Source organism: Glutamicibacter soli (genome assembly GCF_003309065.1).
Taxonomy (GTDB): Bacteria; Actinomycetota; Actinomycetes; order Actinomycetales; family Micrococcaceae; genus Glutamicibacter; species Glutamicibacter soli.
Genome location: NZ_POAF01000001.1, coordinates 577,659 through 603,977 on the forward strand (window position 1 = coordinate 577,659; position 26,319 = coordinate 603,977).

Sequence of the window (26,319 nt, forward strand, 5' to 3'; positions counted from 1 at the left end):
GGGGTGATTACCTCCGGACGATGGAACGCAGCAGGCGAAGGGCCACGGACAGCGATGCCATGTCATCGCGTTCCAGGCTGTTCACTTCAGCGAACATTGCCTTCGCACGATCCAGATTAGCCGCGTTTGCCTCTTCCCACGCCGCAACACGCTCTGCCACGTCGGTGATCTGGCCCGAGGATTCCAGAACGTCGTTGGTCAGGTCGATGATCGTGCTGTACAGGTCGTCTCGCATGGCCGCGCGGGCCAGCGCCTGCCAGCGGTCGGAACGCGGCAGGTTGGTGATGCGGTTCAGCAGCGTGTCGACATTGAACAGGTTGTAGAGCATGAAGTAGGTCTGCGAGACCTTCTCCACGTCCTCCTGGGTGCGGTGCACCAGATCCGCCACGTCCAGCAGCGCGAAGGATTCGAACTGCGAGGCCCACATGCTGGCGCGGCGTTCGCCGATGCCGTTGGCCAACGCATCCGCATGCCACTGCTGGAAACGTTCCTGGTCGTCGCCGCGCAGCAGCTGCGGCAGCTCTTCGCGCAGCTGGGTCACGATCGACTCGTAGCGCTCCACCGCCTGGCCGACCAGCAGTTCCTGGTCGACGCGGTTGATGAACCAGCGGGTGGCCCGGTCCAGCAGGCGGCGCATGTCGTGGTGCTGGCGTCCCCAGTAGTCCACGTCGGTGCCGGCAGGCTGGGAGTTGATCGCGTCGAATTGAGCGTCGAAGCGGTAGACCTCGCGCAGGGCGCAGAAGACCTTGGCGATGTGCACTTCGCTGGCGCTGGTTTCCTCCATCGCGCGGAACACATAGGTGATGCCGCCGATGTTCACCATGTCGTTGGCGATCACCGTGGCGATGATCTCCTTGCGCAGCGGATGGGACTGCAGCTGGTCTCCGAATCGCTCCACCAGGTGCTCCGGGAAGTACCGGCGCATGGTCTGCGCGAAGTATGGGTCATCGGCCAGGTCGGATTCGGACAAGGCGTGGGCCAGCTGGATCTTCGCGTAGGCGGCCAGCACCGACAGCTCCGGTGCGGTCATGACGCCGCCGGCGGCACGGCGCGCTTCCAGCTCCTCGGAGCTGGGCAGGAACTCCAGTTCCCGGTTCAGGTCCGCGTGCACCTCGAGCCACTGCATCAGACGCTCGTAGGCCGGAGCCCAGGTCTGCGCGGCATGCTTTTCGTTCAGCAGCAGCACGTTCTGGTTGAAGTTGGTCTGCAACACCAGGTCGCCCACGTTGTCGGTCATCGACAGCAGGAATTCCTTGCGCTCGGCTGGATCGATGTTGCCGGCCTTGATCTGGCGGTCAACGAAGATCTTGATGTTCACCTCGCGGTCGGAGGTGTCCACGCCGGCCGAGTTGTCAATGGCGTCGGTGTTCAGGATGACCCCGTTCAGCGCCGCCTCGATGCGGCCCAGCTGGGTCATGCCCAAGTTGCCGCCTTCGCCGACGACCTTCACCCGCAGATCCGCACCGTCCACGCGGATCGAGTCGTTGGCGCGGTCGCCGACCTGGCCGTGGCTCTCCGCGGAGGACTTCACGTAGGTGCCGATGCCGCCGTTGTACAGCAGGTCGACCGGGGCCGAAAGGATGGCCTTAAGCAGCTCGTTCGGCGACATGGCCGTGACCGAGGCGTCCAGACCCAGGACCTCGCGGACCTCCGGGCTGACCGGCACCGACTTCAAGCTGCGCGAGTAGACGCCGCCGCCGGCGGAGATCAGCTCGCGGTTGTAGTCCGCCCAGCTGGAACGCGGCAGGTGGTAGAGGCGCTCGCGCTCCTCGAAGGCTGCTTCCGGGTTCGGGGTCGGGTCCAGAAAGATGTCTCGGTGGTCGAATGCGGCGACCAGCTTGATCGTCTTGGTGCGTCGCAGGCCGTTGCCGAACACGTCACCGGACATGTCGCCCACGCCCACCGCGGTGAACTCCTGGGTCTGGGTGTCGATGCCCAGCTCGAAGAAGTGGCGCTTGACCGATTCCCAGGCGCCGCGGGCGGTGATGCCCATGCCCTTGTGGTCGTAGCCTACCGAGCCGCCGGACGCGAAGGCGTCGCCCAGCCAGTGGCCCTTTTCCTCGGAGATCTCGTTCGCGGTGTCGGAGAAGCTCGCGGTTCCCTTGTCGGCGGCGACCACCAGGTAGGTATCGTCCCCGTCTCGGCGCACCACGTTCGGCGGGGCCACGACGTGCTCGCCGTTCTCGTCGGACACCAGGTTGTCGGTCAGCTCCAGCAGGGTGCGGATGAAAACGCGGTACGCGCCCTTGCCTTCCTCCATCCAGGCGCCGCGGTCAACGGCCGGGTTGGGCAGCTGCTTGGCGTAGAAGCCGCCCTTCGCGCCGGTCGGCACGATCACGGAGTTCTTCACCATCTGCGCCTTGACCAGCCCCAGCACCTCGGTGCGGAAATCCTCTCGGCGATCCGACCAGCGCAGGCCGCCGCGGGCGACGGCGCCGAAGCGGAAGTGGGTTCCTTCAACACGCGGCGAGTAGACCCACAGCTCGTGCTTCGGACGCGGGAACGGGGCGAAGTCGATTTCCTCCGGAGCCAGCTTGAAGGCCAGCGCCTGCTGGTTCTCGGCGTAGTAATTGGTGCGCTTGGTGGCCTCGATGACCTTGACGAAACGGCGCAGCAGGGTGTCGGCGTCCAGCGTCGGCACGGCCTCCAGGGCTTCGGTGATCTTCTCATGGGCGGAGGCGCGCAGCGCCTGCGACTGCTCGGCGCTCAGCTTCGGGTCGAAGGTGGCGTGGAACAGTTCCACGATGCCGTGGGTGACTGCGGCGTTGCTGACCAAGGCGTTGGCGATGAAGCCGGTCGAGTTCGGCACGCCCAGCTGCAGCAGGTAGTGGGCGTAGCCGCGCAGCATCGCGACTTCCTGCCAGTCCAGGCCTTCGCGCAGCACCAGGGCGTTGAGGCTGTCGGATTCGGCGTCGTTGCGGACCACCGCGGCGTAGGCGGCGGCTAGCTTGTCCTGGATGGCGGAGAAGTCGACGGACTCGTCGACCTTCAGGCCCATGTCGTAGATGAAGCGCTGGCCGATGCCCTCCGGGTTCAGCTCGTACGGGCGCTCGTCAACGACGTCCAGGCCGAGGTCCTGCAGCACCGGCAGGATGCGCGAAAGCAGCAGCGGGCGGTCGACGTAGATCTTCATGCGCTTGGTGACCAGCGCGTCTTCGTCATCGGTCTTCGGGTCGTAGAAGGAGACGACCGGGCCGGCGGCGGCCGCAGGCTCCTGCAGCTCGGCGAGCAGCTCGATGTCGTTCAGCGCGTCGTCGATTTCGAACTGGACCTTGTAGGAGGCGGGGAAGGCCTCGGCCCAGGTGTTGGACAGCTGGTTGGCCACGCCGGCTTCCAGGCTGTCGCGGGCGGCGTCGACGATGGCGTCGGACCAGGAGCGCACTGCCATGGCGATGCGGTTCTCCAGGGCCTTGCGGTCGACGACCGGGGCCAGGCCGTGGCGCTGCAGGCGCAGGCGGTAGAACAGGCGCACCAGCGCGCCGGAACCCAGCTGGGCCTCGTATTCCACGGAGTCGGCGTTGAAGGAGGTCTGCAGTTCATGCTCCACGCGGTGGCGGACCATGGTGGAGAAGCGGTCGCGCGGAATGTAGACCATGGCGGTGACGAAGCGGCCGTAGTCGTCGGTGCGGATGAATACCGAGGTGCGGCGGCGCTCCTGCAGGCGCAGGATGCCCAGGGCGGTGGAGGTCAGGTCTTCCACGGAGATTTGGAACATCTCATCGCGCGGGTAGGTCTCCAGGATGGTGGTGATGTCCTTGCCCGAATGCGAGTTGCGGGCGAATCCGGTATTCTTCAGCACGGCCTTGACCTTTTCGCGCACGACCGGGACGGACTTCACGCTGGAGGTGTACATGCTGGAGGAGAACAGGCCGATAAAGCGGCGTTCGCCGTTGACCTCGCCGTTGGCGTCGAAGCTCTTGACGCCCACGTAGTCCAGGTAGACGCCGCGGTGCACGGTCGAGCGGGCATTGGCCTTGGTGACGATCAGCGCGCGCTTGTCGCGGGCGGTGATGCGGCCTCGCTTGGTCAGGTGCTGCGGGCCCTGGTTTTCCAGTTCGCGCATCAGGCCCAGGCCGGTGCCGGGGCGGGCCACCAGGACGTCTTCGCCGTTCACGGTGTCCAGGTCGTATTCGCGGTAGCCCAGGAAGGTGAACTTGTCGTCAGCCATCCAGTTCAGCAGCTCCACGGCTTGCTCCAGCTCGGCGATCTGGCCGGCGTTGGTGGTCTGCGGCAGGCTCTCGGCGATGGCCTTGGCCTGGTCCAGCATGGCCGGCCAGTCCTTCACGGCGACGCGCACGTCACCCAGGACGTGGTAGAGGTCGGTGATGATGGCTTCGGCCTGCTCGTCGCTCAGCTCGCGGGCAAGCTCCACCGAGATCCACGATTCGATCTTGGTCAGCGAGTCGGAGGAGACCAATGTGCTCAAATCCGACAGCGCAGCGGTGTCGCCGCTGGCCATGTGCTGGGTGCCGGTGTGGCGTAGGTTCTGGATCTGGCCGTTGGCGCGGTCGCGGGAAACCACGAAGGTCGGGTGGACCACAAGCTGGATGGGTGCTTCTCGTTTGACGAGCGCCGCGGTGACCGAGTCCACCAGGAACGGCATGTCGTCGGTGACGATGTTGACCACCGAGATGCCCGCATTGCGGGTGATGGCGACGTTGGCGTGATCAGCTTCGCGCTGATAGCCGATTTCCAGATGGGCGGCAACACGCGATTCGAGTTCGTTGGGCCTGTAGGCCGCAACATCCTCTTTCGCGATCTGGCCGTAGTACTCGCTCACCAGGGTTGGGGTGAGAGTCTCCTCCATGAATGATTCAGTCATGCTGGAATCCGACGAGTTCAAGTGAACGCCTCCAAGAACGGTTCGATTGGTCCGCGCCTTTGCGGACCCGTAGTTTTACCCACATTACATGTTTCCAGCGCTTCGGGCTCACAGGTTCTTTGCCAATCGACGAGTCTTCCCCTTAGCCGGGGAATCCGAAGATTTAATGCCAGCCAACGACCGGATTTCTGAACGTAATGAACTTTTGGGAGCTATTTCCACTAATGGGCTTCCAGCCAAGATTGCAGCATGGCAAATTGGGTTGTCATTGGGCAGAAATCCAACGACGGGGTGCGTTGGTCCAAAACGCTCCCAGGCCTCCAGAATACGGCGCTTGGGTCCGTGTCCGGAATTACCCGAGGATACTTTGTTGAAGATGATTTTCACCTCGATTCCCGGGACTTTTTCCTCGAGTTCGTCAATGGCCCGCAATGCCCGGGGAATGCCCAGGCTGTCGGCGGCGACCACCATAAAAACTTCATCGGCGCACTGCAGCATTTCCACGGTGACCGCGTTGCGCTGGGGCGCCTGGGTGTCGAAGCTGAGTTGCTCGTCCAGCTCGATGTAGGGCGCCACGTCGAGCACCACCAGATCATGGTGGGCGCGAAGGGTCAGCGCGGCCCTGCGCAGGGCCGCGGCACGGACCTCGGGCCAGCGGCTGGCCCGAGGGATGCCGGTGGCGACCATCAGCGTGGATTCTGCGACCTCGACGGCCAGGCAGGCGGAGCGGAGGCGGGCCGGGTCGCGGGAGCCTGAGTCGACCACACGGCACATCTGGGCGATCGAGGCCGATTCGTCCATCAGGCCGAGCTGGATTGCCAGGGAGGCGGCATAGGTGTCGGCGTCCAGGAGCACCACAGAGAGCCCGGCCACCGCGGCTTCGACCGCGTAGTTCAGCGCGACGGTGCTGCGCCCCGGGGAGCCCGGGGAGCCCCAGAAGCAGACGATGCTGCCCTCGCGTCCCGCTCCGCTGCCCTGAGCTGTCGTGGATCCGGGTTCCCGCTCCGTTGCCTCCTGGCCAAGGCCGACCAGTGCCTGGGTGATGAGCGCTTCAAGCTCGACCATGCCGACGGTGTCCTGGATTTCCACAAGTCCCGGGACGGCGGCGGTGCGCTCGGGTTTCGGATCCAGCAGCGCAACCATGGTGCGCTGTACGGTCAGCTGGTCGACTTGCTCCATCGGCGGCATGAGAGCCCGCTCGGAAACCAGCAAGACATCGACCGCACCGGCGGTGCAGGCAGCGATGGCCTCCGCCGCGTCGTCGCAGACCCTGACCACGATCAGCTCTCCGCGATACCCCTCGATCTGGCGCACCAGATGCTCGTCGCGCCCGAGCACCACTACCGAAATGCTCATTGCTGCCCGCCTGCAGGGTTGTAGATCACGGTGATCCGCGCATCGTTGGCCAGAGCCTGCAGGAAAGCCTCCAGCTTGTCGGATTCAACCAGCAGCTCCAGGTTCGTTCCGTTGTTACCGACCAGCCCGCCGGCGTGGGCGACGCGGGCCGAGACCTCGACCATTACCGCCAGCTGTTCGGGCACGCCGTAGCTGGTGCCGCCTGCTTCGCGCCGGGCGACCCAGACATCCACGAAGCTTCCAGGCGTAATCGCATCGCTCAGGTCTGCCGGCAGCTCCAGGTTCACTGGGCGGCGCGAACCGAGCTCGCTGCTGGTGATCGATGACAGCGGGATGAGCTCGCCGGCGCCGATGAAGGTGTTGGCCCGCGCATTGCCCAGATCCAGGGTGTCTTCTTCCAGGTACTTGGCCAGCGAATCGCCGAGCTGGACTTCCTGCGGCTTGAGGTTGCGGCTGGTGAGCTGCTCGCCCAGGGTGATATTCGCACCGGCCACGTACACGGTGGTCGTTTCGTTCATGCCGCGCACCAGGTAGACCGTGCCGATGACCGATGCGGTCACCAGCACCGCGCCGAGAGCCAACCGGGGATCCTTCCAGCTGGGCCGCTTGATCCTCGCCGCGGCGGCAGGATGGGACTCGTTCGCACGTCGTTCTGCTGGCACGGCACGCACCTCCAACACATGGATATATGTGAGCCGAGCCTACGACAAGTTGGTGGAGCGCGAAAGGCCGAAGTTGAAAACTGTGGATTAGTAACCCCGGGGAATCGAGATCCACCCGATGGCGGCAAGAGGCACGATCGAATGTTCAGTAATGCTGGATTCCCGGGGGAACTCGTCTCGCGGATGGGCGGCGATCACCAAGAAGTCCTGGCCGATTTGGGTGGGTGTGCCTTCGGCCAGCAGCTCGCCATGCCCGTCGTGGATCCGCATCCGACTCCGGTCTCGCAGCAGCCCGCGCAATAGTGCCGGCAGCTTGACGGGTGAGGGCTCGGGTCTTGGCAGGGCCGTGGGCCTTGACGAGTAAGGCACGGTGATCCGCCGGATGGCTCGCAGGGTGACGAGCAGGTTGGAGGCCTCGGCGTCCACGCAGAGGTAGTCCTCCCCCATCGGCCCTACCGTACCCACTGCTTCGACAGAGCCTGGCAGCTGCAGCTGCACGGTGCGACCGGTCAACGCCCTGAGTTTTCCCGCCAGGTTTTCGGTAGCGCGTTCAATGCGGATGTTTTCGGCGACCTCGTCGCGGAATTGCGCCTCAAGCTGCGCTTGAAGCTGTGATTCGAGGTCCTCGAAAAGTGAATCCCAACGCATGTGCCCACTGTACGAGCGAAAACTTGTTGGCGAAACCCTCTTCACAAAATAGATCCAAGCTGTCATCATGTGAGTCAAACTTCATCAAATCGTGTCAAATGAGATGAAAAGAGTTCTAACTATGGATGGCTTGCGACGAATGATTCTCCTGACGCTGCTGGCGTTGGGGAGCGGCATCATCCTGGCAGGACTTGCGTTCTGGATCTGGCAAGAACGCCCGGTCTTCGATTCCGCGGACCCGGGTCCAGGCACCGTCGCCCTCCCCGCGCTCTACGCCGCGGCGCTTTTCCTAGGGCTCTACACCCTGCGCACCGTCACGGCCCGCGCCATCACCTGGGCCGCGGCCCGGCAGCATCAACGCACCCTGCGGCTGTTGCAACGGGTGGCCCCTCGGCTGGCGCGCAGCGTGCTGGGCACGGCCTTGGGCGCGTCGCTGACGTTGTCCTCCACGGCTGTTGCCGCCGCTTGGGCAGCTCCGGATCCCGCCCAACACGCCCTCGCGGCCTCGCAGTCCGCGGCGTCGTCAGGCGCGCGCACCAGCATGACCTCCGAGCCAGGCACCCCCGTTGACCGACTGCCCTCGCCGCGCTGGTCCGCCGAACCCGTCAATGTGCCCATGGCCCGGATCGTCGGCGGGCAGAAGCAATCCTCTGAGCCGCCCCGGGACGCGCGGCAGGAGGTGGTGGTCGCCGAGGGGCAGACGCTGTGGAGCATCGCCGGGCACATGCTCGGTCGGCAGGCGACCATCGCGGAAATCTCCGCCTTGTGGCCCCGCATCTACGAGCTGAACCGCACGGTCATCGGCGCGGACCCGGACCTGCTCCAGGTCGGAGCGGTTCTCGTGCTTCCACCCCTGCAGTGAACCGGGCGGCGCATCCTGCCGCCGCACGTCATCCAGCACACAACGAGGAGTCCCCCATGAGCATCGATACTGGCTTCCAGGACCTGGCGTACACGGTCAGGGAAAGCGAAGCACGCAGAGAAGTCCTGAACCAGCACAAGAGTTCCCGCGGCCGCTGCCAGCTGCCGTTGGCGTCAGCCGAAGGCAGAACCCCTTCAGCCATCGCGGTGCCGATGGACCACATTTTCCACCGCGGTCCCGGCTTTCCTCGCGAACGAATCGACGTGGTCAGGCTCTCGCATGCGGTGTCCCGAGCGGTCTTCGAGATCATTGCCGGCTATCGCACGGTCTCTCAACTGAACTTCGTGATGAACCCGGACTGCATCCGCAAGCTCCGGGACCAGGCGCTCATCGAGACCGACGGCTACAAGACCGCCCCTGAACCGGGCACCAGCCATGGGCAGGTGCAGTCCATGCGGCTGCGCAGCACCCTGGGCGGCGGATGGGAATGTACGGTGATCCTGGGCTTTAAATACCGCGTCCGCGCCGTGGCTCTTCGTGTAGAGCCATGGCACGGACGGTGGCAGGTCACAAGCGTGGAAATGCTTTAGCGCCTGTTCTTGGTCTTCTTCTTGTTGGCCTTCTTCTCCGACTTGCCTTCGGCTTTGGCGGCCTGGGCACGGGTCGTGCTCGCATGGCCTTCCTCATCCGGGCCGGTGAACTGCAGGTTCGTCGGCTGGTTCGCCGGCTCCCCCTGCGCTTGGCTGGATTCCTCGGAACCGCTCGGGATCTCCAGGTTGAACAGGGTGCCGATGCTTTCCTCGCGGATGGATTCCATCATGGTCAGGAACATGGTGTAGCCCTCGCGCTGGTATTCAACCAGCGGATCGCGCTGAGCCATCGCCCGCAGGCCGATGCCTTCCTTGAGGTAGTCCATCTCGTACAGGTGTTCCTGCCACTTGCGGCCGATGGTCGACAGCACCACGCGGCGCTCCAGATCGCGCATGACCCCGGAGCCCACGCGATTCTCGCGCAGCTCGTACTGGTACTGCGCGTCGGAGAGGATCTCGCGTTCAAGGAACTGGGCGGAGAGGCGGCCCAGGCCGCCGGCTTCTTCGATGACCTCGGTCATGGTGATGCCGATCGGGTACAGCTGCTTCAGGTTGGTCCACAGCTGCTTCAGATCCCAGTCGTCCGCGTCGCCGACCTGGGTGGCCTCGGTGACCATGGCCTTCACGACGTCTTCCAGGAAGTGGCCGACCTTCTCTTGGAGGTCGTCTCCTTCCAGGATGGCGCGGCGGTCGGTGTAGATGGCCTCGCGCTGGCGGTTCATGACGTCGTCGTACTTCAGCACGTTCTTGCGCTGCTCGGCGTTGACGCCTTCCACCTGGGCCTGCGCGGATTCGATGGCGCGGGATACGATCTTGGATTCCAGGGCCACATCATCGGGCATCGACGGGTTGTTCATGATGCGCTCGGCCATGCCGGAGTTGAAGCGGCGCATCAGGTCGTCGGTCATCGACAGGTAGAAACGGGATTCGCCCGGGTCGCCCTGGCGACCGGCACGGCCGCGCAGCTGGTTGTCGATGCGGCGCGATTCGTGGCGTTCGGTGCCCAGCACGTACAGGCCGCCGAGCTTGGTGACTTCCTCGGCTTCCGCGGCAACGGTCTTCTTGGCCGCTTCGAAGACGTCGTCCCACTGCTTGTTGTATTCGTCGGCGTGGTTTTCCGGATCCAGGCCGCGGCGTTCCATTTCCGCCACCGCGAGGAATTCGGCGTTGCCGCCGAGCATGATGTCGGTACCGCGGCCGGCCATGTTGGTCGAGACGGTCACGGCGTTCTTGCGGCCGGCCATGGCGACCACGGCGGCTTCACGAGCGTGCTGCTTGGCGTTGAGCACTTCGTGGCGGATGCCCTTCTTGGCCAGCAGCCGGGAGAGGTATTCGCTCTTCTCCACGCTGGTGGTGCCCACGAGGATCGGCTGGCCGGTCTTGTGGCGCTCTTCGATGTCTTCGACAACCGCGTTGAACTTGGAAATCTCGTTCTTGTAGATCAGATCCGGCTGGTCCTGGCGGATCGCCGGCTTGTTGGTCGGGATCTCCACGACGCCAAGCTTGTAGGTTCCGTAGAACTCCGCGGCTTCGGTCTGGGCGGTACCGGTCATGCCCGAGATCTTCTCGTACATGCGGAAGTAGTTCTGCAAGGTGACGGTGGCGAGGGTCTGGTTCTCGGCCTTGATTTCCACGCTTTCCTTGGCCTCGATGGCCTGGTGCATGCCTTCGGAGTAGCGGCGACCCTGCAGCGCACGGCCGGTGTGCTCGTCGACGATCATGACTTCGCCGTTGACCACAACGTAGTCCTTGTCCTTCTTGAACAGCTCCTTGGCCTTGATGGCGTTGTTCAGGAAGCCGATCAGCGGGGTGTTGTTGGACTCGTAGAGGTTGTCGATGCCCAGGTAGTCTTCGACCTTCTCGATGCCGCTCTCAAGCACGCCGATGGTGCGCTTCTTTTCGTCGACCTCGTAGTCGTCCTCGCGGGTCAGTCGGGCCACGATCTTGGAGAACTCGACATACCAGCGGTTCACGTCGCCCGAGGCCTGCCCGGAGATGATCAGCGGGGTACGGGCTTCGTCGATGAGAATCGAGTCGACCTCATCGACGATAACGAAGTGGTGGCCGCGCTGGACGAGCTCGTCCTTGCTCCAGGCCATGTTGTCGCGCAGGTAGTCGAAACCGAATTCGTTGTTGGTTCCGTACGTGATGTCGGCGGCGTACTGCTTGCGGCGGGTGGCCGGATCCATGTTCGCCAGGATGCAGCCGCAACTCAGACCAAGGAAGCGGAATACGCGGCCCATCAGGTCGGACTGGTACTGCGCGAGGAAGTCGTTGGTGGTCACCACGTGCACACCCTTGCCGGTCAGGGCATTGAGGTAGGCCGGTGCGGTCGCGACCAAGGTCTTGCCTTCACCGGTGCGCATTTCGGCGATATTGCCCATATGCAGCGCAGCGCCGCCCATGAGCTGGACGTCGAAGTGGCGCATGCCCAGCACGCGGTCCGCGGCTTCGCGCACGACGGCGAATGCTTCGGGAAGCAGGGCGTCCAGCGATTCACCATCTGCCAGTCGGGCCCGGAACTTTTCGGTCTCCCGCTGGAGTTCTTCATCCGAAAGTTCGCGAATCTCGTCTTCCAACGTATTGATCGTGTCGGCGTACTTACGAAGGACCTTGAGGGTCTTCTTGTCGCCGGTACGCAAAATACGTTCTAGCAATGATGCCACGTGGTAGCTCCCAATATCTCAAGCACAGTAAATCTGGCGTAATTAGTCTACGTGAGGAAAACGTCGTCAAACGCTATTTCGATAGTCTCTGCGGTGTTCTTATGGTGAACGGCAACGCACCAAACAGGCAGTTCACAGTCAACGTTCAACCGCGGCCAACCCGAGCCACCGCGCCATTCGCCCCAGTTCGCGATCCAGCTCGCCCGAAACTTCCGGGCAAACTCCGGGTTCGTAATGCACTGACTTGGCTTGCAGCACCCCGTTTTTCCGGTCGGCTTTCAGATCCACCCTGCCAACGAAGTCCTCGCCGTAGAGCATCGGAAAAACGTAGTACCCGTAGCGCCGCTTGGCCTGCGGAACATAGATTTCCACCCGGTATTCGAAGCCGAAGAAGCGCTCCAGCCTGCGCCTGTTGAAGACCATCGAATCGAAGGGCGAGAGCAGGCGCAGATCGGGTTGGACGCTGCGCGGAATGACGGTTCCGGGCAGCTGGTAACAGTTTTCGGCGAGGCCGGCGACCCCAACTTGCTCAATCAGCCGCTCTGCGGCCAGTTCGCGCAGCAGTCCGGCGACCTGGGTGGCGGGCAGCCGGAAGTATTCGGCGATGCAGTGGGCGGTGCCCACGCCCAGTGCGCGCATCGCCCGCAGCACCAGCCGGCGAAGGGCGGACCGCTTGTCGCCCGGGACAGCAGCCCGTTGCAGGTCGATCACGTCCTCGGCCAGCGCGAAGCGGCGTTCGAACTGGCTGCTGCGGCCCAGCGCAAGGATCCGGCCCTGGGCAAACAGCGCTTCGGTGACGAACTTCGTATCGTTCCAGTTCCAGCCCCAGTGCTGCTTCTCCCCGACCGGCTGGATGTCCAGCGCGGCGCTGAGCTCGCGGGCGGTGGTGCCCGGATGCGTGGCGAGATAGGACAGCACGTTGTCGGTCAGTTCGCAGTGCTCACTGGTGAACAGGTCCGAACGGTCGATCCAGCCGCGCCGCTGCCAGGTGATCAGGTCCGCGACGAGCTCGCTGCGCACATAGCTGGCTTCGTGCGCCCAGTATTCGGTCATCGGGCCGCGTTTGCGCGCCACCAGCCTGTCCAGCGCACCGATGTCGTAGGCACCAAGCCGCGCGAAAAGCGGCATGTAGTGGGCTCGTTGGACAACGTTGATCGAATCGATCTGCAGCTGGGCGATGGACTCCAGCGTCGAGTTCATCCGCCGGAGAGTCACGGGCTTGTCCGGGCGGGCCCGGGACAAGCCTTGGGCGGCCAGCGCAACCCGTCGAGCCTGTGACAGGCTCAGGGTGCGCCGACCGCCCTTGTTTGCTGGATCGCTAATGGCTAACCCTCGGTCGCCATTGCCTTGTCGCGGTAGCCGCGAGTCTCGGTGGTCGACTCGGTTTCGTCACTGAGCGAAGCATCCAGGGTGATGACACCGTACTGGTATTGGGTGCGGCCGTAGACCACGGAGTGCTCGCCGGTGGCTTCATCGACGAAGAGGTAGAACGGGTGCCCCACCAGCTCCATGCGGTCCACTGCGTCGTCAACGCTCATGACTTCGGCAGGGAAGGACTTCCGGCGGATCACGACCGGCGAGTACTCGGCGTTCGCTTCAGCTTCTTCCGCTTCGGCGGCGGCCTGGGCTGCGAGAGTTTCCTCAACGAGGGACTTGTCCGTCGGAACAACCGGCAGCGCGCTGGTGGCCTGATGGACTGCCACCGGGGCATGGTTTCCGCGATGCACCTTGCGCTTGTCGCGGGCCTTGCGCAGACGCTCAAGCAGCTTGGCGAATGCGACATCAAAGGCTGCAAACTTGTCAGCCCCACGGGCTTCTGCACGGATTGCCGGTCCTCGACCGACAACCGTCAGTTCCACGGACAGTGCGGTGCTCTGGTCACGGGCGTGAGTTTCCTTGACGACCTTGACGTCAATGCGCTGGATCTTGGTGGCCAGCTGGTCGACCTTGGTGATTTTCTCATCAACATACTCCCGGAAACGGTCCGAGATGGTGATGTTGCGTCCGCTGTAGTTCAGCTCCATGGTGTCCTCCAAAATTGAGTCGGGTGACACAACAGTTCGGAAGTTTGATCTCTTCGAACTGAAGATGGGCTTCGCTGCATCTGTGTGATGCAACCCATACTTCACCTTAGGCCACGGCGGCCCAGATTCAAGTACCGAACGCGGACATTTCCTATCGCGGTCAGCGTAATTGTCCACCCCGGTCATCGCCCGGCGGTCGAGTGAGTGCCAGCACTACCCCTCCGAGCACGTCGTATCCCGCGTTATTACAGGTAATTGCGGCATTTTGCAGGGTGGAACCGGTGGTCATCACGTCATCGACAAGCAGGATCGGCTGTTGGCGAACACGCGGGATCTCGGCAATCAGCTGCGCGTGCTGCCCGCGCCGGTCCGAGCCGGATTTGCTCTTCTGGGCCCCGCTGAACACCTGGCCCATCCGGTAGTGCAGCACCGGTGACAGTTCCAGGCCTGCGTCGAGCAGTCCGAGGCGCTCGGCCGACTGGAGCATGGCTTCCACCGGCCGGTATCCCCTGCGCGCAATCGCCTTCAGCGAGGTGGGCATGGGAACGACCAGTGTGCGCCGGGCGCGGGACTGCGGAACAAGCGAGGCATTCAGGGCGGCGGCGAGGTAGGGCGAAAACAGCTCTTTCAGGAAATACCGCTGGTGGTCCTTGTAGGACAGGATGGCTCGGGCCAGCTCGTTGCCGTAGACGCCGCAAGCCGCCACGGGGATCTGTCCGGCCAGCGCCGGCAGTTCAAGGTAGCGGCTCTGGCTGTCGGGAAGCGGCGGGAGGCAGAGCTGGCGGCGCACCGCGCCGCGGCAGGTGGGGCACAGCCTGTCATCGGCCCTGCCGCAGACCGCACAGCTGGCAGGCAGCAGGAAGTTGCAAGTTTCGCGCAGCGCGAAGCGCACCCATTGCGGAACCCGCTGGCCATACAGCTGGTCCAGGTCCCGCAGGATTTCCCGGTCGTTGGAGCCCATGCTCCAGGATGGGCGCGGCCGCGGCATGGCCGCCGGCGCTGGACGCCGATTGTGGATGCCGCGGTGCGCTCCGGTCAGCCCGGGTAGGAGATGTCCTTGGCGTAGTCGTCCAGCACATGCCAGGAGTTGCCCACCAGGCTGAACAGCTGGTCCTGGGATTCGGCGTAGACTTCCCGCTGCTTTCCGGTGCCGGCGGCGATGCCCACCATGCCCAGCAGCACCTGCAGGTGCTTGCTGCCACCTTGGAAGGTGATCTGCTCGGCCAGCACCGGCTCGGTAAGGCTCAGCTCGGCGACGATGATCGAACGATCGGATTCCCAGACCGCGGTGTTCACCGGGACGTCGGGGTAGATCTTCATCGGCGTCTTGCTCAGGCCTCGCGGCACCCCGTCGGAATCGCGGATCACTCCGGAGACGTACACGGTGGTTGCCGAGTCCTTGGTGGCGACGATCAGCGCCCGGGCCCCGTCGCGGGAAATGCGCAGCGAGCTGACGCTGGAGCCTTCCAGCCACGGCACGCTGATCGTGCGGGCTTCGCCCTTGCCCGCGATGCTGTCGGGCACCGCGCGCAGCGGGTTCTTGTCGTGGTTGTCCGCCGTCCAGGTCCAGCCGGCCAAGTCCATGGACGGCTGGATCAGTGATTCGCCTTCAAGGCCCAGGTCCAGCGAGCCGTCCTCGCCGATGGTCCACAGCTGCTTGCGCGATCCGTTCAGGAAGGCGTAGCGGTTGCCGATGGGCGACATGGCGGGTTCGCGCGGATTGTAGCGCGAGATATCCGGCAGCCCGCCGACGGGGATGACCGAGAGCCCCTTGACGTAGACCAGCGACTTGTCCGCGATGCCGATCAGCGTATCCGGGGTGCTGGGGTCGACCTGCGCCGGCTCGATGGTGATGCTCTGGTCGGCCAGCGTGATCTCGGTTTCCTCCTGCAGCATCTGCACTTTCGTCACGCTGCTCAAGGGGATCAAGGTGGCTTCCAGCTGCTGGTCCATGAGCAGCAGCATCTGGTCGGTGGCGTCCTGGAAGGTCGCCTTGCTCAGGTCGACGGTCGCGGTGCCGTCGCGCACCGGGACCGCGGAGCGCACCAGGGATCCGGCGGAGCTGAAAGCGGAGACCACGGCATTTTCCAGGTACGGCGCTGGGCCCTCCAGCAGCGCTTCGACCATCGAGGTTGCGGTGCCGCTGCCGGTGGCGAACCAGCGGATGTCAGGCACCAGATAGCGGTAGGTGGCGTTGTAGAAGTACAGGGTCTGGGCGGAGAAGATCTTGTTGAAGGTGGAGGCTTCCAGCATCACGCCGTTGGGCGCGTCGGAGATGCGCCACTGGTCGTCGACCTTGGACACGGCGACGTCCACCGCGCGGGTTGAATGGTCGGGGTACATGGTGCGCACGCCCTGGGCATCCACCGCCCCGATGATCTCCAGCTGGATCGTGTACTGGTTGGTCTCGGCGCCGTTAACCACGTTGACAGCCTCGTAGATCAGCGTGCTGGTGTCCCCGCGCCACTGCCGGCTCAGCTCCGGGGTGAGGAACTCGCGGGCGACTGCGTAGTCCTCCGCCACCGAACGGCCGGCGGCCACGAAACCGTCGACGATCGCCCTGGCATCCGCGCCGTCGGCGGGCCCGTCCGCGGCGTAGCTGTAGGACTCCGACTCGGAGTCCTCCGAATGCGCCTCGATCTGCTTGACCGGGGAGGAGCGCGGGATGGAGGCGCAGCCGGTGGCGGTGAGCGCCACTCCCAGCAGCATGGCCAGCAGCGAAATCAGCGTGCGTCGCATTATTTCTCCTCCGACGAGGCGGGCGGAATCGGCGCGCCCGGATCGGCGATGTCGTCGTCCAGATCGTCGTCCTCGGGCAGCACCAGCGGGGTGTAGCCGATCTTGGGGACTTCGCCGGTCAGCGGGAAGCTGTCACCCTGCGGCTCGTCCAGGGTCTGCACGGCGGCCGGTTCCAGCGGCAGCGGCGAGGAGTCGATGGTGTCCGCGGCGGTGCGCGGCAGGGTGACACGGAAGACCGAGCCGATGCCCAGTTCGCCCCAGGCCTCCAGCCGGCCCTCGTGCAGCCTGATGTCCTCCATCGCGATGGACAGGCCCAGGCCCGAGCCTCCGGTGGTGCGGGCGCGAGCCGGGTCGGCGCGCCAGAAGCGGTCGAAGACGTGCTTGCAGGATTCCTCGGACATGCCGATGCCGTAGTCGCGCACGGTGACCGCCACGGCTGATTCGTTGGCGCCGATGGTCACGTCGATCGGCTGCGCCTCGCCGTGCTCCACGGCGTTGAGCACCAGGTTGCGGATGACGCGTTCCAGGCGGCGCGGGTCGACTTCCGCCACGCATCCCTCGGGCGGGGAGTTCAGCCGGATGACGGTGCCGTATTCGTCGGCCACCGGGGTGGCGGTGACGATGACCTTCCCGACAATCACGTTCAGGTCGGTGGATTCGCGGTCCAGCACTGCCACGCCGGCGTCGAAGCGCGAGACCTCCAGCAGGTCGTTGAGCAGGTTCTGGAAGCGCTCGATCTGGTTGTACATCAGCTCGGCGGAGCGCGCGGTCAGCGGGTCGAAGTTCTCGCGGGCGTCGTGGATCAGCTCGGCGGCCATGCGCACGGTGGTCAGCGGGGTGCGCAGCTCGTGGGAGACGTCGGAGACGAAACGCTGCTGCATGGCCGAGAGGTTGTTCAGGGCGGTGATCTGCTCCTGCAGGGAGGCGGCCATGTGGTTGAAGGCGGTGCCCAGGCGCGCCACCTCGTCGCGGCCGGAGACCTTCATGCGGCGGTCCAGATCGCCGGCGGCGATGCGCTCGGACACGTAGGCGGCGTCGGCCACCGGGCGCACCACGGTGCGGGCCACAGACCAGGCGACGAAGCCGACCACTGCCAGCAGCACCAGCCCGGTGAAGGTCATGGCGCGGTTGATGAAGGCCAGGGTGTCCTGCACGCTGGACAGGTCGTAGACCAGGTAGAGGCCGTATTCTCGGCCCGGCGGGATCAGCACCTTGGTTCCGATGATCAGCCCGGGATACTGGTCGCCCTCGACGCCCAGCTCGATGGAACGCCAGTAGATGCCCTGTTCCCCCGCCACGGATTCGGCGAGGTCCTCGGGCACCACGCGGGTAGTCAGCGAACCGGAGGCCATGGGGCCGACGTAGAGGTTCTCGTCCCCGGCGATGGGCATCAGGACGAAGTCTCGGATGACGGTGGCGCCGTCGCCCTCCAGGGTGGCCAAGGTGGAGTTCACCAGGGCCTGGGTGGAGGCGCGGTCGGTGGTGGCGGCGGATTCGAGGATGGAGCGCGCCTGCGTCAGGCCGCGCTCGGATTCCTTCTCGATCTGGTTGAAGCGTTCCTGGAACAGCGTGGAGGCGATCTGGTTGGAGAGGAACGCGCCGGCGGCCAGCAGCGCCAGCGAGGTGAACAGCAGCGTGGAGATCACTGTGCGGAACAGCAGATGGCGCTGCCAGCGGTTGCGCACCGCTTCCACGGGACGGCGGATCCAGTGCTTCAGCCGGTAGAACCGCGGGGCCTGGGGAATGCCATGGACACGCACATCGACCGGGACAAGTTCTTTTCCGGTCGGCGCGTGCGTGTTCAACTTGCCGATCCAGCCTTGTATCCGACACCGCGCACGGTCTGGATGATCTGCGGCTTCTCGGGGTCGACCTCGATCTTGGAGCGCAGGCGCTGCACGTGCACGTTCACCAGCCGGGTATCGGCCGCGTGTCGGTAGCCCCAGACCGCTTCGAGCAGCTGCTCGCGGCTGAAGACCTGCCACGGCTTGCGCGCCATGGTCACCAGCAGGTCGAATTCCAGCGGGGTCAGCGACACCACGGTGCCGCCGCGGGTCACCCGGTGGCCGGCCACGTCGATGGCGACCTCGCCAACCTGCAGGGTCTCGGCCGCATGGGTTTCGTTCGGGCGCAGGCGGGCGCGCACGCGGGCCACCAGCTCGGCTGGCTTGAAGGGCTTGGGGACGTAGTCGTCCGCGCCGGACTCCAGGCCGCGGACCACGTCGGCGGTGTCCGACTTGGCGGTGAGCATGACCACCGGGACGTCGGATTCGGCGCGGATCTGCTTGCAGACCTCGATTCCGTCGATGCCCGGAAGCATCAGGTCCAGCAGCACCAGGTCGGGGTTTGACTCGCGGAAGGCTTCCAGCGCCCCGGAACCGTCATAGCAGAAGGAGGCCTCGAAGCCGTCGTTCTGCAGGACGATGCCGATCATTTCCGACAACGCCTCGTCATCGTCGACAACAAGAATTCGTGCCTTCATCCAATTTCCCCCTGAAATGCTAGGACAGCCGCGGGCGGCCTGCCGGCAGGGGCAGGACTGCACGGCCCCGCCCAACCGGCTGGTCACCAGTGCGCAGCTAAGCTACCGCCATTGTTTCTAAGATACATGACCAGCCCCCGATTCAGCCGGTTGACTGGCGCAAAGCCCCGCCATTGGAGGCAGATCCCCCAGCTAGGCGTCGACCCGGGTCTGTTCCAGGGCTTGGGCGTAGCCGGTCAGGTGCCCCAGGCAGTCCACGACCTCGGCCGCGCTGCTGGAGGCGAAGGAACCGGCGGGCATCAGCGTCAGGGCCGAAAGGCTGGACAGCGGCAGGCCCAACTGCCGCCAGGGGCGCAGGATGGTTTTCACGCCCTGCACCACACCCGGGGCGCGGCCACCGGGCTGCAGCAGCTGCAAGAACAGCTGGGCGCCGGTTTCGACCAGGCCCGCAGCGCGTTCCCAATGCCGGTGGCCCATCGCGGCCGGGTCCAGCAGCCATCCGTCGATGCCCGCTTGGTGCAGCAGGTCGACCCGCTCAATCCACGAGACGTCGGCCGTGGGAAGGTTCACCGTCACGCGCAGCGGCGAGGGGTCCTGCCCGCCGGACAGCACGGCCAGGAAGCCGGAATAGCTGGTGCGCACCTCGCTGCGCGGGATGGAGCGCAAGGTGCGGTAGCCGCTGGCGGTGGGCACGGTGCCGTCCAGTGCGGCGGGAAGCTGCGGCTCGTCGAGCTGCAGGGTGAACCCGGTAATGCCGGTGGCGCGGGTGATCCGATCCAGGTGCTCGCGCACCCCGTGGGCGTAGGCCTCGATGACGTCGCGCCGCGCCCCGTGGTCGGACAACACCTTTTCGCCACTGGCCAGGTGCAGGCCGGCGGCAAGGCTCCAGGGCCCGAGCACATCGACCAGCAGCCGGGTCGGGCGCTTCTTCTCGGCACCTGCCACGTCGGCCAGCAGGTTCTCATCGCTGCGCAGCAGGCTGCGGGCGCGCCGGGCATCCATGCCATCGGGCACCCCGATGCGCCAGCCGTGCGGCTGCAGATCGAAACCCAGCTCGGCGGCCATGGTGGCGCTGCGGCCCAGGGCGTCGGCCCCGACGCCGCGGTCAGGCAGCTGCGGCAGCACGGCGAGGTTCGGTTCGCCCAGCTCCCCGCGGATGACCCGGTGGATCTCCAGCGGATCGGTGCCCGGGAACTGGCAGAAGGAGGTGACGTGCACATCCTGGCGGCGTGCCGGAACGGCCGAGAGGTCCTGCGTTTCAGGCATCGGCGGCGGGGCCCCGGTGGTTGTCGGAGATGTGCTGGTGGTGGCGGATGACCTCGGAAATGATGAAATTCATGAATTTCTCGGCGAATTCCGGATCCAGGTGCGCCTCGTGGGCCAGCCGGCGCAAGCGCTCGATCTGGGCCTTTTCCCGGTTGGGGTCGCTGGCGGGCAGCTGATGCGTGGCCTTCAGGTGCCCCACGCGCTGGGTCGCCTTGAAGCGTTCGGCCAGCAGGTAAACCAGCTGGGCGTCGAAGTTGTCGATGCTCCCCCGGATCGCATACAGCTCGTCCAGCACCTCCTGCTGGACTTCGCCCTGCAGGGAACTCGCGTGCGGGTCGAAGGCGTTCTTCTCTTCGGTCAGGTTCGGCTCGCTCATGATTTTCAGTTTACGTGGTCACCGAGCGCTTCACCCAGAAGGTGACGCCGGACACCGGCGAACGCCGAACGCCCGCGCAGCGCACGCTCCCGGGACGGGGAGGCGCGCTGCGCGGGCGTTCAGGCGGGGCCGGAAGCCGGCTCAGCCCTTGGCGTTCAGCTCCTCGATGCGGGCGCGGCGCTGGGCCTGCTCGCGCGGGTCGGGAACCGGCAGCGAGGCGGTCAGCCGCTGGGTGTAGTCGTTGCGCGGGTTGGCCAGCACCTGCGAGCCCAGACCTTCCTCCAGCAGCGTGCCGCGGAACAGCACGCCCACCCAGGTCGCCAACTGGTCCACCACCGCGAGGTCGTGGGAGACGAACAGGGCGGCGAAGCCCAGCTCGGCCTGCAGCTCGCGGAACAGCTGAAGCACCTTGGCCTGCACCGAGACGTCCAGCGCGCTGGTCGGTTCGTCGGCGATCAGCAGCTTGGGCTCCAACGCCAGGGCGCGGGCCAGCGAGGCGCGCTGGCGCTGGCCGCCGGAGAGCTCATGCGGGTAGCGGTTGGCGAAGCCTGAGGGCAGCTGCACCGCTTCAAGCAGCTGGGCCACCTTGGCGCGGGTGGCCGAGGCGCCGAGTTCGCGGTGCACCATCAGCGGTTCGGCGACGCATTCGCCGATGGTCAGGTGCGGGTTGAAGCTGGCGGCCGGGTCCTGGAACACGAAGCCGATCTGCTCGCGCAGCGGCTTGAAGCTGCGTTCCTTGAACTGCGCCATTTCATAGCCCAGCACCTTCAGCGAGCCGGAGGTCATCCGGTTCAGGCCGGCGATGGTTCGCCCGATGGTGGTCTTGCCGGAGCCGGACTCGCCGACCAGGCCGTAGACTTCCCCGGCGTGGATCTTCAAATCGACCTTGTCCACGGCGGTGAAGCCGGGGGTGCCGAGGCGTCCCGGGAAGTGGACGACCAGGTCCTTGGCCTCGACCAGTACCTCGGCGCCGGCGACCGGGCGTTCGGCCATGCCTTCGGAGGCGCTTTCGCGGCCCAGGTGCGGCACGGCGGCAAGCAGCGAGCGGGTGTACTCCTCCTGCGGGGCCTCGAAGAGGGTCAGCGCTTCGGCTTCCTCCACGATCTTGCCCTGGTTCATCACGATGACCCGATCCGCAATGTCGGCGACCACCCCCATGTTGTGGGTGATGATCACGATGGCGGTGCCCAGCTCGCTGCGCAGCTCGCGCAGCAGCGACAGGATTTCCGCCTGCACGGTGACGTCCAGTGCCGTGGTCGGCTCGTCGGCCACGATCAGCCCGGGCTTCAGCGCCAGCGCGGCGGCGATCACCACACGCTGCTTCTGGCCTCCGGAGAACTGGTGCGGGTAGTAGTCCACCCGCTGTTCGGGGTCCGGGATGCCGACCTGGCGCATGGCCTCGATGGCGCGCGACTTCGCTTCCTTCTTGGAGATTTTGTTGTGGGCGCGAATGCCCTCCATGATCTGCCAGCCCACGGTGTAGACCGGATTCAACGCGGTCGAGGGCTCTTGGAAGACCATGGCCACGTCCCGGCCGCGGGCGGCGCGCAGGTCCGCCCCGTGCAGGGTCAGCATGTCCTTGCCGTTGAGGTATACAGCTCCGCTGGCGGCTCCGTTCTCCGCCATGATACCCAGCGCGGTGCGCGCGGTCACTGACTTGCCGGACCCGGATTCGCCCACGATGGCCAGGATCTCCCCGGCCTTGACCGTGAAGTCCACGCCGCGCACGGCGGGAACCGCACCTGCGTCGGTGACGAAGTCGATGTTCAAGCCCTCGACGCGCAGCACGGCGCCGCGGTCCTCGGTGATGGTTGGCGCTGCGTGGCTCATGCTCCGGCTCCTGCTTGGGTGATGCGCTTGGCCTTCTTGCGGCTGAAGCGGCGCAGGCGCGGGTCATTCAAATCGTTCATGGACTCGCCGACCAGGGTCATGCCCAGCACGGTGATCACGATGGCCAGGCCCGGGAACAGGCCGGTCCACCAGATGCCGCTGGTGGCGTCCGACATCGCGCGGTTCAGGTCGTAGCCCCATTCCGATGCGCTGGTCGGCTCGATGCCGAAGCCCAGGAAGCCCAGGCCCGCCAGGGTCAGCAGCGCCTCGGTGGCGTTCAGCGTAAAGATCAGCGGCAGGGTGCGGGTGGCGTTGCGCAGCAGGTGGGTGATCATGACCCGCCACGGGCTGGCGCCGATGACCTGTGCGGATTCCACGAACGGTTCGGCCTTCAGGCGCATCACCTCGGCGCGCACCACGCGGAAGTACTGCGGGATGAACACCACGGTGATGGAAATGGCCGCGGCCATGACGCCGCCGAACACTGTTGACTGGCCTTGGGAGATCACGATGGACATCACGATGGCCAGCAGCAGCGACGGGAAGGCGTAGATGGCGTCGGCGAGGACCACCATGATGCGGTCGAACCAGCCGCCCAGGTAGCCGGAGACCAGGCCCAGCAGCACGCCGAGGAACAGCGACATCACCACGGCGGCGATGATCACGAAGATCGCGGTCTGCGCGCCGAAGACGGTGCGGGAGAACACGTCGTAGCCGCCGGAGGTGGTGCCCCAGATGAATTCCCCGCCCGGCGCGGCCTGGCGCGGGAAGTCGCCGTTGGCGTCGCCCGACTGGGCGAAGCCAAACGGTGCGATCAGCGGCGCGAAGATCGCGGTGCTCAGGAACAGGCTCGTGAGAATCAGGCCGCTGACCAGCATGCCGCGCTGGAGCCCGGAGGACATCTTCAGGTGGGAGATGATCGGGAGCTTCTGGACCCACGACTTGTTCGAGGCGGGAAGAGTAGCGGTGCTCATGATTAGTACCTGACTCTCGGGTCGATCAGTGCGGCCAGGACGTCGACGATGAAGTTGGTGAAGGCGACGATGATCGCCAGCAGCACCACGATGCCCTGCACTGCCACGAAGTCGCGCGCGGTGAGGTATTCGGCGAGCTTGAAGCCCAGGCCCTTCCATTCGAAGGTCGTTTCGGTTAGCACCGCGCCGCCGAGCAGCAGCGCAATCTGCATGCCCATTACGGTGATGATCGGGATCAGCGCGGGACGGTAGGCGTGCTTGGTGGTGAGGCGGAATTCGCTGACGCCGCGCGAGCGCCCGGCCTCCACGTATTCACGGCCCAGGGTGCCGATGGCATTGGTGCGCACCAGGCGCAGGAACACCCCGCCGGTGAGCAGGCCCAGCGCAATGGCAGGCAGGATGGCATGCTGGGTGACGTTCACGAACGCCTCCATGTTGCCGCTGCGCAGCGCGTCGAGCCAGTAGATGCCGGTGGGCGCCTGCAGCGTGGTCAGCTGCAGTTCGGTCTGCCAGCCTGCGCGGCCGGCGATCGGCAGCCAGTGCAGCCAGACGCCGAAGATCAGCTTGAGCAGCAGGCCGGCGAAGAAGACCGGGGTGGCGTAGGCCAGGATGGCCAGCACACGCAGGATGGCGTCCGGGTAGCGGTCGCGGAACTTCGCGGCGACCAGACCCAGCGGAATGCCCACGATCAGCGCCACGAGCACGGCATTGATGGCCAGTTCCAGGGTGGCGGCGCCGTAGGTGGTGAGGATGTCGGTAACCGCGGTGTTGTCGGTCAGGGTGCGGCCCAGGTTGCCGGTGAAGATCTGCCCCAGGTACTCGAAGTACTGGATGAACAGCGGCCGGTCGTACCCGGCCTCGTGGATACGGGCGGCGAGCTGGTCCGGGGTCAGTCGCCCGCCCAGCGCGGCGGTGATCGGGTCGCCGGTCACGCGCATCAGGAAGAAGACCACCGTGATGAGGATGAAGACGGTGGGGATGATCAGCAGGAAGCGCGTGATCACGTAACGGAGGAATCCCCCGCCCTTCTGCTTGGCTGGCTTGGGTGCCGCCAGCGGGCTGGGAACTTGTCCCGGTGGAGACGTGATGGTCATCGTCAATCCTTTGGAAATCGCAAAATACGTGCGTTGCGCCGGGAGATCCCCGGGCGCAGATTTAGGGGATCCGCCGCGCGGGATCCCATGGATTCCGCGCGGCGAACCCCCTGGGGTTCAAATCAAGCCGGTGCGCTGATGATTACTTGCTCAGAACGCCCATGCGGAACTTGAACGATGGGTCCAGGGTCTTCTCGACGCCCTGCACGTCCTTGCCCGCCACGGCGACCTGCGCGCCCTGCAGCAGCGGCAGGGTGGAGAGGTCCTCGGCGACCATGGTCTGCAGGTCCTCGATGGCCTTCGTGCGTGCGGCTGCGTCGGCCATGCCGCGCTGCTCGGAGATCAGCTTGTCGACCTCAGGGTTGTCGTAGTTGTTCGACAGGAAGTTGTCCTTGGCGAAGAACGGCGACAGGAAGTTGTCGGCATCCGAGTAATCGGGGAACCAGCCCAGCTGGTAGGCCGGGTAGTCGGTGACGCGCTGTTTCTGGTAGGTGACCCACTCTGTGGACTTCAGGTCCACCTTGAACAGGCCGTCGGCTTCCAGCTGCTTCTTCACCAGGGCGTACTCGTCGCCCGAGCTCGGGCCGTAGTGATCCGGGTTGTACTGCAGAGGCAGGCTGACCGGGATGTCCACTCCGGCGTCCTCCAGCACCTTCTTGGCCTTGGCCGCATCCGGCTTGCCGTCGGTGCCGTACAGGTCCTTCAGCGGCTCGATGGCGCCGGTGAAGCCCTGCGGAACGTAGGAGTAGGCAGGGGTGTAGGTGTCCTTGTAGACCTCGGTGGCGATGGCCTGGCGATCGATCAGGTTCGCGGCGGCCTGGCGCACGGCCAGCGACTTGGCGGCATCGGCGTTCGCGGTCTTGGCGCCGTACGGCATGGTGTCGAAGTTGAACACGATGTAGCGCAGCTCGCCGCCCGGTCCCTTGTGGACGGTCAGGCTTTCTTCCTTGCCCAGGTCCTCGACGTCGGTCGGGGTCAGCGAGCGCCAGGCGACATCGATGTTGCCCTGCTGGATATCCAGCTTCAGGTTGTTCGAGTCGGCGTAGTACTTGATGGCCGCCGACTTGTTGGCCGGTGCGCCGAGGACGCCGGCGTAGGCGTCGTTGGCGGACATCGAGATCAGGGAGTTCTTGTTGTACGAGTCGATCACGTACTGGCCGCCGAAGGCCTTGCCTGCGATGATCTCCTCGTCGGCGAGGACCTTGTCGGCTGGGAAGACTTCGTCATCCACGATCGGGCCGACCGGCGAGGTGAGCACCTGCGGGAAGGTCTGGTCGTTGGCGACCTTCAGCTTGAAGACCACGGTGGTGGCATCCGGTGCGGTGATGGACTCGACGTTGCCCAGCAGCGAAGACGGGCCGTTCGGATCGGCGATCTTCAGCTGGCGGTCGAAGGTGAACTTCACGTCCTTCGAGTCCAGATCGTTGCCGTTGGCCCACTTCAGGCCCGGCTTGAGCTTGACGGTGAATTCATTGTCCGTGGTGAACTCGGCGGACTCGGCCAGATCGTTGGACGGCTCTGGGCTGCCCGGCTCGGAGTTGAGCAGGAAGGGGAAGATCTGGTTCATGACCATGAATGAACCGTTGTCGTAGGAACCGGCCGGGTCGAGCGAGGTGACCTTGTCCGTGGTTCCCAGGGTGATCGGCGCGCCTGATGCGTCGCCGCCTGGCGCACCCGATACGTCGCCTTCGTTGGTGGCGGAAGAGGTGCAGCCGGTCAGGGCGAGGGCGGAGAGTCCCAAAGCAGCTGCGGCGAGTCGCAGCCCGTTCTTCTTGCGAGTCATGAAGAGATCCTTAATCTGTGCGCATGCTTGCGGTGATTGAAAACACATGCTTCACATAGACTAAGTGATACAGCCCACCTATGACCAATAGCACACTGGGTCAAGTCGCAAAAATTTCACTTCCGGGCCTGATTTCGATGCTTTG

The 26,319-nt window shown here is 65.3% G+C and carries 19 protein-coding genes; 2 read left to right on the forward strand and 17 right to left on the reverse strand.

The features are described 5' to 3' along the window. Nucleotides 1-7: 7 nt before the first annotated feature. From C1H84_RS02730 to C1H84_RS02745, 4 genes are all read right to left on the reverse strand, one after another. Nucleotides 8-4,822 (reverse strand): NAD-glutamate dehydrogenase, encoded by a 4,815-nt coding sequence (locus tag C1H84_RS02730; protein WP_244910787.1) that lies wholly within the window; start codon nucleotides 4,820-4,822, stop codon nucleotides 8-10. 108 nt (nucleotides 4,823-4,930) lie between these two features. Then, the gene (locus C1H84_RS02735) at nucleotides 4,931-6,178 is read right to left on the reverse strand and encodes a CpaE/TadZ family protein (protein ID WP_047119500.1); all 1,248 of its coding nucleotides are present in this window, start codon (nucleotides 6,176-6,178) and stop codon (nucleotides 4,931-4,933) included. After that, a complete protein-coding gene (locus C1H84_RS02740; RefSeq protein WP_146955835.1) occupies nucleotides 6,175-6,840 on the reverse strand; it encodes a CpaB family protein in 666 nt (221 codons plus the stop codon). Before C1H84_RS02740 ends, C1H84_RS02735 begins: the two co-directional genes overlap by 4 nt. 87 nt (nucleotides 6,841-6,927) lie before the next feature. After that, the gene (locus C1H84_RS02745) at nucleotides 6,928-7,488 is read right to left on the reverse strand and encodes a hypothetical protein (RefSeq protein ID WP_146955837.1); all 561 of its coding nucleotides are present in this window, start codon (nucleotides 7,486-7,488) and stop codon (nucleotides 6,928-6,930) included. Between the two features lie 139 nt (nucleotides 7,489-7,627). Here C1H84_RS02745 and C1H84_RS02750 point away from each other — a divergent pair, with 139 nt between their 5' ends. Both C1H84_RS02750 and C1H84_RS02755 read left to right on the forward strand, forming a co-directional pair. Continuing rightward, nucleotides 7,628-8,350, forward strand: coding sequence for a LysM peptidoglycan-binding domain-containing protein (locus C1H84_RS02750; RefSeq protein WP_113606466.1), 723 nt, complete (start codon nucleotides 7,628-7,630; stop codon nucleotides 8,348-8,350). Nucleotides 8,351-8,406: 56 nt separating this feature from the next. Continuing rightward, entirely contained in the window at nucleotides 8,407-8,940 is a 534-nt protein-coding gene (locus C1H84_RS02755; RefSeq protein ID WP_047119503.1) for an Rv3235 family protein, read from the forward strand. Here C1H84_RS02755 and secA read toward each other — a convergent pair. From secA to C1H84_RS02820, 13 genes are all read right to left on the reverse strand, one after another. Further along, entirely contained in the window at nucleotides 8,937-11,606 is a 2,670-nt protein-coding gene (gene secA / locus C1H84_RS02760; RefSeq protein WP_053798409.1) for a preprotein translocase subunit SecA, read from the reverse strand. The genes C1H84_RS02755 and secA overlap by 4 nt on opposite strands. 138 nt (nucleotides 11,607-11,744) lie before the next feature. Next, nucleotides 11,745-12,806 carry a winged helix-turn-helix domain-containing protein gene (locus C1H84_RS02765; protein WP_113606467.1) on the reverse strand — a complete coding sequence of 354 codons (1,062 nt, stop codon included), beginning with the start codon at nucleotides 12,804-12,806 and terminating at the stop codon, nucleotides 11,745-11,747. 125 nt (nucleotides 12,807-12,931) lie between these two features. After that, entirely contained in the window at nucleotides 12,932-13,630 is a 699-nt protein-coding gene (gene hpf / locus C1H84_RS02770; protein WP_047119506.1) for a ribosome hibernation-promoting factor, HPF/YfiA family, read from the reverse strand. 160 nt (nucleotides 13,631-13,790) lie between these two features. Beyond that, nucleotides 13,791-14,591, reverse strand: a complete 801-nt coding sequence (locus tag C1H84_RS02775) for a ComF family protein (RefSeq protein WP_047119507.1) — start codon at nucleotides 14,589-14,591, stop codon at nucleotides 13,791-13,793. A gap of 74 nt (nucleotides 14,592-14,665) precedes the next feature. Further along, nucleotides 14,666-16,369 (reverse strand): LpqB family beta-propeller domain-containing protein, encoded by a 1,704-nt coding sequence (locus C1H84_RS02780; protein WP_047119508.1) that lies wholly within the window; start codon nucleotides 16,367-16,369, stop codon nucleotides 14,666-14,668. Continuing rightward, complete coding sequence (mtrB, locus tag C1H84_RS02785) at nucleotides 16,369-18,174, reverse strand: MtrAB system histidine kinase MtrB (RefSeq protein ID WP_053798411.1); 1,806 nt, start codon at nucleotides 18,172-18,174, stop codon at nucleotides 16,369-16,371. The genes C1H84_RS02780 and mtrB overlap by 1 nt, the downstream gene beginning before the upstream one ends. Further along, complete coding sequence (mtrA, locus tag C1H84_RS02790; protein ID WP_047119509.1) at nucleotides 18,171-18,851, reverse strand: MtrAB system response regulator MtrA; 681 nt, start codon at nucleotides 18,849-18,851, stop codon at nucleotides 18,171-18,173. Before mtrA ends, mtrB begins: the two co-directional genes overlap by 4 nt. A gap of 192 nt (nucleotides 18,852-19,043) precedes the next feature. Continuing rightward, nucleotides 19,044-20,117, reverse strand: coding sequence for a uroporphyrinogen decarboxylase/cobalamine-independent methonine synthase family protein (locus tag C1H84_RS02795; RefSeq protein ID WP_113606469.1), 1,074 nt, complete (start codon nucleotides 20,115-20,117; stop codon nucleotides 19,044-19,046). Beyond that, on the reverse strand, nucleotides 20,110-20,493 hold the full coding sequence (locus C1H84_RS02800; protein WP_047119511.1) for a chorismate mutase: 384 nt from the start codon (nucleotides 20,491-20,493) through the stop codon (nucleotides 20,110-20,112). Before C1H84_RS02800 ends, C1H84_RS02795 begins: the two co-directional genes overlap by 8 nt. A gap of 141 nt (nucleotides 20,494-20,634) precedes the next feature. After that, a complete protein-coding gene (locus tag C1H84_RS02805) occupies nucleotides 20,635-22,323 on the reverse strand; it encodes a dipeptide ABC transporter ATP-binding protein (protein WP_113606470.1) in 1,689 nt (562 codons plus the stop codon). Continuing rightward, a complete protein-coding gene (locus tag C1H84_RS02810; RefSeq protein ID WP_113606471.1) occupies nucleotides 22,320-23,297 on the reverse strand; it encodes an ABC transporter permease in 978 nt (325 codons plus the stop codon). The genes C1H84_RS02805 and C1H84_RS02810 overlap by 4 nt, the downstream gene beginning before the upstream one ends. Nucleotides 23,298-23,299: 2 nt before the next feature. After that, entirely contained in the window at nucleotides 23,300-24,397 is a 1,098-nt protein-coding gene (locus C1H84_RS02815; protein WP_047119514.1) for an ABC transporter permease, read from the reverse strand. A gap of 136 nt (nucleotides 24,398-24,533) precedes the next feature. Continuing rightward, nucleotides 24,534-26,174, reverse strand: coding sequence for an ABC transporter substrate-binding protein (locus tag C1H84_RS02820; RefSeq protein ID WP_113606473.1), 1,641 nt, complete (start codon nucleotides 26,172-26,174; stop codon nucleotides 24,534-24,536). Between the last annotated feature and the right edge of the window lie 145 nt (nucleotides 26,175-26,319).